Source organism: Pseudoalteromonas sp. 2CM32C, from assembly GCF_023161925.1.
In the GTDB taxonomy this organism is placed as follows: Bacteria; Pseudomonadota; Gammaproteobacteria; order Enterobacterales; family Alteromonadaceae; genus Pseudoalteromonas; species Pseudoalteromonas marina.
The window spans coordinates 411,270-423,292 of sequence record NZ_JALNTI010000001.1 but is presented as its reverse complement, the minus strand read 5'-3'; the positions used below and the strand labels follow the sequence as shown (position 1 = coordinate 423,292).

Here is a 12,023-nt window from a genome sequence, read left to right as displayed (position 1 = left end):
CTTGATGACCAACCCTCTTTTAAAAGTTGCTTTACCTCTTACTTTACTTGGTGTTTTATCTGGCTGTGGCTCTGATGATAGCGCAAGCTCTACAGGTTATATTCAAATGTATAATGGCTCATACAACAGCCCTTATACGCGCTTGTTTGTTGAAGAAACAGAGCGCTCAGGCGCCGACTTTGCAGAAGTCACCACCCGCCATAATTACAGCACTGGCACATTTGATGTTAGCTTTGAATATTTAGACGCTAACGATAGCTACATTACTATTAGTGACCAAGAAATTTCAATTAAAGGTGATAAAACGCAATTAGTTGTCATGAGTGGTGATTTTGCTGAACCCACCTTTACAGAGTTAACGGTGCCTATTAGTAGCGATACGGGTGAGTTTAATCTTGGCTTTTTTAATATTACGGGTGAAGACACCAGCTACGATATTTATCTTGCAACAGACGATGGCGTATTTGAAAGCGCGACATTGTTTGCATCTGCGCAGTACTTAAGTGAATTAGACTTACAAAGTGTAGATGAAGGATATTACACTATTTTTATTACCCCCGCGGGCAGTAGTGATGTAGTTTACGAGTCGTCATCGGTTTATTTGTATGATGAGGCAAGCTACGTAGCGATTATCCGCCCAAGTTATGCCACAGAGCTAAGTGGCATTTCGCTTGATGTAGTAACCGACAATAACTATGTTACTGAACTTAAACACCAATCGGCATTAGGGCAATTACGTTTTATTAATACCCTTGATGACTATTCACCAGTTAGCTTCAGTGTAACGCGTGGTACTACAGAAACCCCAACAAATACGGTATCAAGCGATGCGTATACAGATTACATAGAGCTTTCGCCAAACAGTTACAGCGTGGCGATGTTTGATGAGCAAAGTAATAAACTAGCCGATAACTTTTTAATGACGCTTGAACGTGAGCAAAGCGCGGTTGGCATTTTTTATAACGATATCGATAATGGCCTACGCATGATGAGTGTTGAAGAACATTTAACACCAAGCAGTTATAGCCATACTGTATCGGTTGTTAACCTTATTGAGAGTTACGCAGGACAGTCGGTGACCGACATTGATGTGTACTTTACCCTTGATGGAGAAACGGTTGACGACACCAGCAATGTAGTTGATGGCATAGACCGCTACGATCAAGAAGAGCAAGTAGTTGATAACGAAATTTATACAGTTTACGCAGTTTACGAAGATAACGGACAGCAAATTGTACTTATTCAACAAAGTGATATGGATTTTACTCAAGAGGGAAATTACATATTAATTTTAGAGCATGACGAAACCACAGCAACGGGTTATAAAATGTCTTTAGAGCGCACAATTACAGACAGTGTTGAATAATAAAATGAGAGTTAAAAGCCTAAATACAGAGTGTATTTAGGCTTTTTATTGAACAAAATTTAACGGCTTAGTAATAATTAGGTACACTCATGACATAATAAATAATAAGAGTGTGCCATGGATGATTTTATTGGGTTAATAGTGATAGTCATGCTGATTATTGCAACCGGTGCTTTGTGTGGATTAATTGCATTAATACAAGTAAACGGCCTAAAGCAAGAAATCGCGATTTTAAGGGCTAAAGTAGTCAAGCTGCAGGCAAGCCCAAGTGCTGATCATTCTGATACAAAAACTTTTTCATCCTCAAAACACGTTGCGCCTTTAAATGCACAATCTACTGCTTATAAAGTAGAGCCTACCTCAGTACCAAAAAGTAATTCAGCGCAAAATGAGCCAGTAAATACGGTTGTAACGCCTAACGTTAAATCAATAAAATCGAACCCCGCTATCCCTTTATTTATTGCCTCAGTGTTTGAAAAACTACGCACCGGGTTTGAACAAAATTGGATGACCTGGATTGGCGCAATAGCGCTTGCTTTTGGCGGCATATTTTTAGCTAAATACAGCTTAGAAGCAGGGCTTTTATCACCCATAATGAGGCTCAGCTTAGGTGGTTTATTTGGGGTAGGTTTGATCATAGCTGCAAGCTATTTACACTATAAACGTATTATTTTTGAAGGCTTTAATAACTACATACCTGCAGCACTTGCCAGTGGTGGGTTTATAACCTGTTTTGCATTAACGCTTTTAGCTTACAGTAGCTATCAAATGCTTAGCCCTACAACTGCTTTTATTGTGCTAGCTATTATTGCCATAAGTGCGAGCATAATGGCAATAACACTTGGGCCATTGCTAGCGGTGTTAGGAATTATTGGTGCTTACAGCGTGCCTATTTGGGTTAATACCGGCAGTAGCAACGTATTTGAATTATTTATGTATGTTGGCTTTGTTAGTTTATCGGCATCCTTGGTTGCACACAAAGTGCAGCGAGCTTGGCTTTGGTATTTAATGTGGGCAGGGCATATTGGTTGGTATTTAGTTGGTTTTATAATAATGCAGCTAAAAAGTAATACACCTTGGTTACTTGCAACCTTTGCATTACTGAGTATTGTTGGCCTGATTGCTTTGCCGCGTTTGGGTTTTAAATTAAAAAGTATTGAACATCGTCCGCACTCTTTAAAGCGCCTTATAAAAGTATTCCCCGATCACCTTTTACTCCTTGCCTTTATAGTTCCGCTAATTTTTACCATGTCGATAAGCTATTACAATTTAGAATGGCAAACTATCGGTGTATTAAGTATTGGATTGTTATTATTTTTAGCACTTAAAAATAGTCGCTGGGATTTATGGCAAGGGCTATCACTCGTTATTGCTACGCTAATGATTATAAGCGCAGAGCAAATGAATTCTTTATCCGCTTTTTTTGATGATGGATTATTTATATTTAAAAGCGAATACGGCTTAGGGTTATTGCTTGGTTTTGGCTTTATGGCGTACGGACTTTATTTTGGTAAAAAACAGGTAAAACGATTAGCGTTTCATATTACTGCGGCATTTAGCGTTTTTGTAATGATAAGTACCTTGTATGTACTAATTCCAAACAATGCGTTAAGCATCGCTTATCCACTTTGGGCTTTTGTATTATGTGTGGTTGCGGCTATTTTAATTAAGTGTGCGCAGCATAATACAACGTTGTTTCAGCGTTTTACTTACTGGGTAGGCGCAAATGCGAATATTACTTTAGCTATAACTATGCTTCTAAGCGACAGCGGTTTAACCATTGCATTAGCTATTCAAGTACTGTTAATTAGTGTGCTCATAAAGCGTTATAATGTGCCTATGCCGCATTGGCCTATTAAAGCGCTAGTGGCTGCTTTATTACTTCGGTTAACGCTTGCGCCTTGGACACCAAGTTACGACGCTCTTACATTATTTGGCTTGCACTGGAGTATTATTGTATATCCGCTGTGTACCGCATTATTTTTTGCCACAGCTAAATGCTATAAAACATCGCAATTAAAAGTGTGGTTAGAAGGGGCTGCGCTTCATTGCTTTGCGCTGTTCATTACAACCGAAACCAGTTACCAGTTAGTGGGACACTCCCCACAATTTGACGCGCTTAGTTTTTATGAGCAAGTTTTGCTTACCTGTAATTGGCTTGCGCTGGGCTGCGTTTATTTGCATCGTGCACGTATTGCGGGGAGCTTAGCTAAGCTTTATCAAATTGCAGGGAGTGTACTAGCAGGCGGCGCTGGCTTTATGTCACTTAAAACACTACTCGACGATAACCCGTTATTAACCTCTATTTATATTGGTGAGCTCCCAGTACTTAACTGGCTGTTTTTACTTTGGTTAGTACCAGCAGGCTTAACGGTTTGGTTATACTCACTGATTAAACCTATAAACGCTAAGATAGCGCCGTTCGTACTTGGTGTTGCAGGTTTACTTGGCTTAATTGCCATTAACAGTTTTATTCGTCAATACTGGCAAGGGGCTTATATTTATCTATCAAAAGGGGCCAGTAACGAAGAGTTGTATAGCTACTCTGTTATTTGGCTAATACTGGGCGCTGGTACGGTTATATTCGGACACCTTAAAAACCAGTTACTTATTCAAAAAATAGGCTTAGGATTACTTGCGGCTGTTATTGTAAAAGTGTTTTTAATTGATATGGCTAATTTAACGGGGCTGTTAAAAGCCCTGTCATTTATTGGTTTAGGGCTTTCGTTAGTTGGGCTAAGTTGGTTATTTCAAAAGCTTAGAAGCCGCTCAAAAACACTATAAAATATTTGGATACTTTATAAGGCAAAGCCCAGTAAACGTACTGGGCTTTTTATTTGCGATTAACTAAGTTACAAATTAAGTGCTGTGATTAAGCAGGGCTTTTAATTTACCAGGCTTAATAGGCTTACTTAAGTAGTGAATATTAGCTGCTTTTGTTTCCTGTTTAAGTTCGGTGTCGCGTACTGCGGTAATTAAAATAGCCGGGATGTCGCTTTGCCATATTTCTCTGAGTGTTTTAATTAAAGTGATGCCATCGCACTCATTGCCTAACTGGTAATCCATTAATATAACATCCGGTGCGCTATGCGCTTTAGCATGCGACATGACGTTTTCGACATTATCAAACAGGGTATAATTTGCTTGCCACTTTTTAAGTAAGCTTGCCATAGCTGCGAGATTTTCTGGGTCGTCATCTACGGCAATAATGTTTATTGCAGTGCGGTTTTCTATTAGGTTACTCGCTGCGCTTTTTTGCTGAACAAACTGGGCGTCACCATAGGGTACGTCAATACTAAAGCGGCTGCCTTTACCGGGTTCTGAGTGCACATCAAGCTCTAAACTTAATAAATCTGCCATACGCTTCACCACGCCAAGGCCCAGCCCTACGCCTTTGTTGTCGCCAGACTCAACGCGATAAAAATCGTTAAATATTTTGGCTTGTTCAACGTCGCTAATACCAGGGCCTGTGTCCCATACTTCAATGCGCAGGCTATGTTTTCGGTTTCTACATGCCACTAACACGCGTCCTTTATCAGTATATTTAACAGCATTAGACACTAAATTTTGAATAATTCGGCGCAGGTAGGTGATATCGCTATGCACAACTTGGCCACCAGAACGTACGGTGAGCTTTAGCCCTTTATCACTTGATAAAATAGCGTACTCACTTTTTAGCGGCGCTAAAATATCTTCAATGTAAAAGTGGCGCGGTGTGGGGGTCATTGCGCCTTGCTCTAGTTTAGCTATTTCAAGTAGGGCTGACATTAAGTGAACAGTCGAATCTAGGCTGTCACCAAGCTTATTAAAGTTATTTGCATTAGTGGAATCAAGTTGTTTTTCATCAATGGCAGCTAGGTATAAACGCGCTGCATTGAGGGGTTGTAAAATATCGTGGCTAGCGAGTGCTAAAAAGCGCGTTTTACTGTCGTTTGCTTGTTCGGCCTCTCGTTTTGCTAAAGTAAGTGCTTCCTCCGTTTGTACTCGGCTGTCTATTTGCGCTTGTAAGTCTTTATTTATGGTTTGTACTTCTTGGGTTCGCGCCTCAATACGGTTTTCTAGATCCATGTTCACTTCTTCAAGCGCATTTTGGGTGCTTATGTGAGTTGTAATATCAGAAAAGCTCGTTACAAAGCCGCCATCAGGCAGTGGATTACCAATCATCTCAAACACTTGGCCATTACGACGGTGGCGTATAAAGTGATGAGAGCTACCATTTTTTAAATGTTGCACGCGTTTTTCTATTTGGCGTTCTATTTCACCAGGCCCACATTCACCGCGTTTAGCGTTGTATCTAATAATATCCTCTATGGGTTGGCCAACTTCTAAAAAACCTTCAGGGTAGTTAAACATGGCACTGTAGCGCTTGTTCCATGCCACTAGCTTTAAGTTTTTATCAACAACCGAAATACCATGGCTTAAGTTTTCTAAAGAGGTAAATAATAGGTTTTGGTTAAATTGTAGGGCTTGCGTGGTTTCATCAAAAAAGTTAACAACTTCTTCAAATGCCATGCGTTTACCCGATGACACCGTATGAATAAGCGCCTGTGCAGATGATGCGCCTAAAACACCAGTTAATGCGCGTTCGCAATAGGCTATAAATTCGGGCTCTGGGTGAGCGTTATTGTCGTTTAAATGGTGGGCAAGTGCGTAATGAGCCAGTACTTGTTGGCTGCGTTGTATGCCTAAAAAGGTTTGCAGCAATATTTTAAAGTCGTAAACGGTGGCTTTAACATCTTTATTTAAACGGCGAGACAAAATAGCCTGATCTTTTGGATTTACAAACGCAGCGGCCTGAATTTTATCAATAAGGCGCTCTTCAGCCCCTAAAGAAAAACTAATATAACAACCTATATTTGCAAAGAGTGCGATGAGTGTTCCACGAGTGATGAGTGTTTGTTGTAACTCGCTATTTAAGGTATTACCTGCATCTAAAATGGGTAACATTAAAAACAGCACCCAGCAGGTTATACCAGCTAAAAGACCAGCATAAACGCCATAGGCATGACCTTTTCGCCAATATAAGCCACCAACAATAGAGGGCAATAACTGAGTCACTAACGAAAAGGCAACTAAGCCCATACTAGCCAGTGCGCTGCTATGGCCAAACCATTGTTGATAAAAATAAGCCAATATTAAAATACCGGCAATGGTAAAGCGCCTTACTAATAAAATTTGTGCCTTATAGCTGGTGGTAATTAGGTTACGTTTAAACTTACGACGCAGTATTAATGGCAGCACTACATCGTTTGAGATCATGGTACTTAGAGTCAGTGTTGCAACCACAATCATGGCAGTTGCAGCCGATAGGCCACCAATAAATACAAAGGTTGTTAAAAAGGCGTTGTTGTTAATTAGCGGCAGTGCCAGTACAAAGCTGTCTGGCGAATAACCAATACCAATATTTGGGTGAATAGCGGCAGTCGCTATAGGTAAAATCATTGCTGCGGTTAGTAATAAATATAAGGGGAACGCCCAACGAGCGGTATTTAAATGGCGCTTATTTTGGTTGTCGACCACGGTTACATGAAACTGGCGGGGTAAACAAATAATTGCCGCGGCCGCCATAAGGGATTGACCAATAAAATTAAAACTAAAAAAATTAAAATTACTCCAGTGTGCCCAAGCAGATTCGGTTAACTCAGCTGATGAGGTTTCTGGTAGGTTGAATAATGTATAAATAGCGAGGCCTGCCACAGCCATTAATGCAAAAAGCTTGATTAAAGATTCGAATGCTACAGCTAGCATTAACCCAGAGCGATACTCGGTGACATCGACTTTGCGGGTACCAAAAAATATTGCAAATAATGCCATGATAAGTGTGGCAGAAAGTGCCAGCATATCCCCCGATATTTTATTGCTGTTTTGCAATAGCAAAAAGCTAGTGCTTAGGGCTTTAAGTTGCAACGCAATGTAAGGAATAGTGGCTAGCAGCGCAATAAGAGTCACCATAATGGCGGTGGTTTGGCGTTTGCCATAACGGGCGGAAATAAAGTCGGCAATGGTAGTGATGTTTTGTTTTTTACTAACCAAAACTAGTTTGCGTAAAAAACCCTGCCCGAAAAAAAACAATAAGGCCGGACCCAATAAAATAGGTAAATAGCTCCAGCTGCTGGTGGCTGCGGTTCCCACCGAGCCGTAATAGGTCCAAGAGGTACAGTAAATACCAATTGCAAACGAATACACAAAAGGATGATGACTAATACGCTTTGCCAAAGGCGTTGTTTTATCGCCCCAGTTTGCTAGCCAAAACAGTACCCCTATATACCCTAATGCAACAATAATGAGAACGGCAGTCATGGTGTTATTAACCCTTATTATTTTTAAATCACCCTCAACCCAGAGGTTATTACACAATACCAGAACTGAGCTTAGGTGTGGGGGTTGATTTTAAATAGTAAATTAAAGTGAAAATATATCCTACTGAATAATAACAATAAAAATTAAAAAGCCTTCGTATTAGACTAATGTCGCATTTGTGAGCTGATTGGTAAATCAGCAATAGGTATAGCAAGTATGAAAAGCGTAACATGCTGATATTAAATAAAAATAACGTTCTCTATCAAGTAGGTTAAATGCAGTTTACGTAAACGTTAATCAGGTGTTACGACTATGGTCTCAATTCAATATATGAGCTGCGTTGCTAAATTGATTAGCGAAGATAAAAAACCACCCATCGCGATACTGCGGTGCTTAAAGGGGAAAATAAAAATGGCTTTTAAAGACGAAGAACAAGCAAAAGCTTATTGGGCTGAAAACATTTCACTACTGTTTAAATTACTAGCAGTGTGGTTTGTGGTCTCATTTGGCTTTGGCATATTACTGGTAGATGTACTGAATGAAGTACGTTTTTTTGGGTTTAAACTTGGCTTCTGGTTCTCCCAGCAAGGCGCGATTTACACCTTTGTGGCTTTGATTTTTGTGTACGTTTTCAAAATGAATACGTTAGATAAAAAATACGGCGTAGACGAATAGGAGCTAAGCAATGGATGTTCAAACACTCACATTTATAATTGTTGGTTTAAGCTTTGCGCTTTATATCGGCATTGCAATTTGGGCCCGTGCGGGTTCAACAAACGAATTTTACGTAGCGGGCGGCGGCGTACCTCCACTAGCTAATGGTATGGCAACTGCAGCTGACTGGATGAGCGCCGCGTCGTTTATCTCAATGGCGGGTATTATTTCGTTCGCAGGGTATGATGGCGGCGTTTACTTAATGGGGTGGACTGGCGGTTACGTATTGCTCGCTATGTGTTTAGCGCCTTACTTACGTAAATTCGGCAAGTTCACAGTACCTGACTTTATTGGCGACCGTTACTACTCGCGCACAGCGCGCTTAGTGGCCATTTTATGTGCCATATTTATTTGTTTTACTTATATTGCAGGGCAAATGCGCGGCGTAGGCGTTGTGTTTTCTCGCTTTTTAGAAGTAGAAATTGAAACCGGTGTTTACATTGGTATGGTGATTGTATTTTTCTATGCGGTTCTTGGCGGCATGAAAGGCATTACCTATACACAAGTAGCGCAGTATTGTGTACTTGTATTTGCATACTTAGTTCCGGCTATTTTTATCTCAATGATGATGACGGGTCACTTCTTTCCACAAACAGGCTTTGGTGCCACTTTAAGTGACGGCTCAGGTATGTATGTACTTGATAAACTTGACGGGTTAAGCGCAGAGCTGGGCTTTGCACAATACACCGAAGGCTCTAAAAGCATGATTGATGTATTTGCCATTACAGGTGCATTAATGGTCGGTACTGCAGGTTTACCACATGTAATTGTTCGCTTCTTCACTGTACCGCGTGTAAAAGATACGCGTATTTCAGCTGCATGGACGTTAGTATTTATTGCTATTGTTTATACTACCGCACCGGCAGTTGCTTCGTTTGCACGTGTAAACATGATCGATACAATCAATGGTAAAGACGGCAGCGGCACAGCGTACGCAGAAGCACCCGCGTGGATCAAAAACTGGGAACGTACAGGCCTAATCACTTTTAATGATAAAAATGGTGACGGCAAAATGTTCTACACAGCAGGTAAAATAGAGGATCCAAATAGCGCAAATGAAGTAAAAGTAGACCGCGATATTATGGTATTGGCTAATCCTGAGATAGCTAATTTACCTGCATGGGTTGTTGCACTTGTAGCCGCAGGGGGGATTGCTGCAGCACTGTCGACAACAGCGGGTTTACTACTGGTTATTTCGACTTCTGTTTCGCACGATTTACTCAAACGTACTCTGAAACCCGATATTAGTGATAAACAAGAGCTACTGGCCGCTCGATTAGCCGCGATGATTGCCATTGTTATATCTGCTTACTTTGGTATTAATCCGCCTGGCTTTGTAGCGTCGGTGGTCGCATTTGCCTTTGGTTTAGCAGCGGCGAGTTTCTTCCCTGCAATTATCATGGGAATATTCTCTAAAACAATGAACAGAGAAGGCGCTATTGCAGGCATGATCACCGGTATTGGCTTTACTGCAGCGTATATCATTTTCTTTAAATTTGTGAGCCCAGAGCTTAACAGCCCAGAGAACTGGTTCTTAGGTATTTCGCCTGAAGGTATAGGTTTAGTCGGTATGGTAATTAACTTTGTTGTTGCTGCCGTAGTACTGAAATTTACTCAACCAACACCTGTTGAAATACAAGAAATGGTAGAAGGTATTCGTAATCCTAAAGGGTCGGCAGAAGCGCACGCGCATTAAGCCAACTTATATGTAAAGTACCAAAAGCCCGACCTTAGTCGGGCTTTTTATTTGTATAAATAATGAGTACATTGGTGCTGTGTATACTTTTTAGTGAGTGTAACAATGAGTGTAGAACAACAAGAAGTAGCCCAATATGTTTACCTTCAAGCGCCGTTCAGCATGCTCGATAACAGTGCTTGCGACTACTTTGTAAACCATCTTGATGTTATTTATTTAACGCGAGAAAACCAAGCGCAGTGGCTACAGAGCGAACACCCAAAGCTTTTTTTAATTCGCTCGGGTCTTTACGATTTAGTTGATGCTAAAGGTGATGTAGTAACGCGTTTAGCGCAAGGTGATTATTTTGGTTTTCCTTCGCTTTTAACCGGCGAAGCAATTCAAAATAAATTGGCGGTTCAAAAAGAGGGCATAGTGTATATGCTCAACCAAGAACACTTTGATTTTTTACGCCGAGAGTACAAACCGTTTGAGCAATATTTTGTAAGAGCTCACGCCAATAGATTACTATCATCACATTATAAAAGTAAAAACGACAGTTGGTCAGAGCGCAGAATATCTGAACTCATGACCCGCACAGCCATAACGCTTTCACCCGATGCCAGCATTCGACAAAGCGCTAAAAAAATGAAAGAGCACGGTGTGTCGTCAATTATGGTTATTCAACACGCCCATTTAGTTGGCGTGGTAACAGACCGCGATCTGCGAAATAGGGTGCTTGCCGACGAAGTAGACCCGCAAGAAGCGGTTAGCAGCATAATGACCACAAACCCTAAATTTATATTTGAAAATAATCGCGTGTTTTCTGCGTTGCATTTAATGCTTAAATATAATATTCACCACTTGCCAGTGCTTGATGAAAGCCATAACCCGATAGGTATGCTCACCAGTACTGATTTACTGCGCCAACAAAAAAGTGATCCAGTGCAGCTCATTGGACGCATTTATAAAGCGCATAACGTGACCGACTTAAAACGTTACGCCAAAGAAGTGCCCGATTTACTAAAGAGCTTCTCTCATAATATTGACGATATTTCACTTATTGGTAAATTACTAAGCGGGTTAACCGATGCATTAACATCGCGCTTGATCAGACTATTTCAAGAAGATCACGGCGCAGCCCCAACCAGTTTTAGTTTTATATGCTTTGGCTCACAAGCGCGCGAAGAGCAAACATTACATTCAGATCAAGATAACGGCCTACTGCTCCCCAACGATTTAACTCAAGAGCAGCATACTTACTTTAAAAAAATGGGAGAGTTTGTTTGCGAACAACTCGTTGAATGCGGCATTAGGCGATGCCCTGGTAACATAATGGCAAGCAGTGACTTATGCCGCATGAGCGTGAACGATTGGTCTGAACGCTTTTTTAAATGGATAAAAAGCCCAACCCCCGAAGCCATGCTTAATTGTAAAATATTTTTTGATTTACGCTTTATAGAAGGTTCAAATTCGTTATATACCGCATTTTGTGAACAATTAGTGCGCATATCGCGAAACGATTTATTTTATGCAGCCATGGCTACCGACATAAATAATAACAGCGTACCCATAGGGTTATTTAACAAGTTTAAAACGCAAAAAGATGACAACAACCACAAATACATAGATTTGAAAAAACGCGGTGTGGTGATCATTAACGACATAGTGCGCTTATACGCATTAAAAGCGGGAATTAAACGGGCTAACACCCAAGAGCGCCTAGAAGCTTTATTAAAGTATAACCTCATCAACAAAGACGATATTTACAACTTAAAAGACTGTTGGCGTTTTTTAACTCAGCTGCGCTTAAGCACACAAATTAATGAAGAGGGGTTACCAAGCAACTGTATTAACCCTAATAAATTAAATTCACTAGAGCGCCATCAGTTAAAAGAAGCGTTTTATTTAGTAAAACAAGCGCAGCAAGGCGCCGCGTTTAAATTTGCACGGGGCAGCTTGTGAGGC

The 12,023-nt window shown here is 40.7% G+C and carries 6 protein-coding genes; 5 read left to right on the top strand and 1 reads right to left on the bottom strand.

Annotation, left to right across the window (positions count from 1 at the left end):
* The first annotated feature begins 4 nt into the window (after positions 1–4).
* Together MTF67_RS01990 and MTF67_RS01985 are read left to right on the top strand one after the other, a co-directional pair.
* Entirely contained in the window at positions 5–1,366 is a 1,362-nt protein-coding gene (locus MTF67_RS01990; RefSeq protein WP_039036451.1) for a hypothetical protein, read from the top strand.
* Positions 1,367–1,483: 117 nt separating this feature from the next.
* The gene (locus tag MTF67_RS01985; RefSeq protein WP_248518560.1) at positions 1,484–4,150 is read left to right on the top strand and encodes a DUF2339 domain-containing protein; all 2,667 of its coding nucleotides are present in this window, start codon (positions 1,484–1,486) and stop codon (positions 4,148–4,150) included.
* 75 nt (positions 4,151–4,225) lie between these two features.
* Here the strand turns inward: MTF67_RS01985 and MTF67_RS01980 are convergent, their stop codons facing one another.
* Positions 4,226–7,666, bottom strand: a complete 3,441-nt coding sequence (locus MTF67_RS01980; protein ID WP_248518559.1) for a PAS-domain containing protein — start codon at positions 7,664–7,666, stop codon at positions 4,226–4,228.
* A gap of 411 nt (positions 7,667–8,077) precedes the next feature.
* Between MTF67_RS01980 and MTF67_RS01975 the strand changes: the two genes are divergently transcribed.
* The 3 genes from MTF67_RS01975 to MTF67_RS01965 all read left to right on the top strand — a co-directional run bounded on the left by MTF67_RS01975 (position 8,078) and on the right by MTF67_RS01965 (position 12,020).
* Positions 8,078–8,341 (top strand): DUF4212 domain-containing protein, encoded by a 264-nt coding sequence (locus tag MTF67_RS01975; RefSeq protein WP_004586074.1) that lies wholly within the window; start codon positions 8,078–8,080, stop codon positions 8,339–8,341.
* 10 nt (positions 8,342–8,351) lie between these two features.
* Entirely contained in the window at positions 8,352–10,076 is a 1,725-nt protein-coding gene (locus MTF67_RS01970; RefSeq protein WP_006791848.1) for a sodium:solute symporter family protein, read from the top strand.
* Between the two features lie 105 nt (positions 10,077–10,181).
* A complete protein-coding gene (locus MTF67_RS01965; RefSeq protein WP_010555762.1) occupies positions 10,182–12,020 on the top strand; it encodes a DUF294 nucleotidyltransferase-like domain-containing protein in 1,839 nt (612 codons plus the stop codon).
* Positions 12,021–12,023 lie beyond the last annotated feature (3 nt).

Excerpts from the sequence above, each read along its gene's own strand:
- MTF67_RS01990 (WP_039036451.1), top strand. The coding sequence starts at position 5 with ATGACCAACCCTCTTTTAAAAGTTGCTTTACCTCTTACTTTACTTGGT.
- MTF67_RS01985 (WP_248518560.1), top strand. The coding sequence starts at position 1,484 with ATGGATGATTTTATTGGGTTAATAGTGATAGTCATGCTGATTATTGCA.
- MTF67_RS01980 (WP_248518559.1), bottom strand. The coding sequence starts at position 7,666 with ATGACTGCCGTTCTCATTATTGTTGCATTAGGGTATATAGGGGTACTG.
- MTF67_RS01975 (WP_004586074.1), top strand. The coding sequence starts at position 8,078 with ATGGCTTTTAAAGACGAAGAACAAGCAAAAGCTTATTGGGCTGAAAAC.
- MTF67_RS01970 (WP_006791848.1), top strand. The coding sequence starts at position 8,352 with ATGGATGTTCAAACACTCACATTTATAATTGTTGGTTTAAGCTTTGCG.
- MTF67_RS01965 (WP_010555762.1), top strand. The coding sequence starts at position 10,182 with ATGAGTGTAGAACAACAAGAAGTAGCCCAATATGTTTACCTTCAAGCG.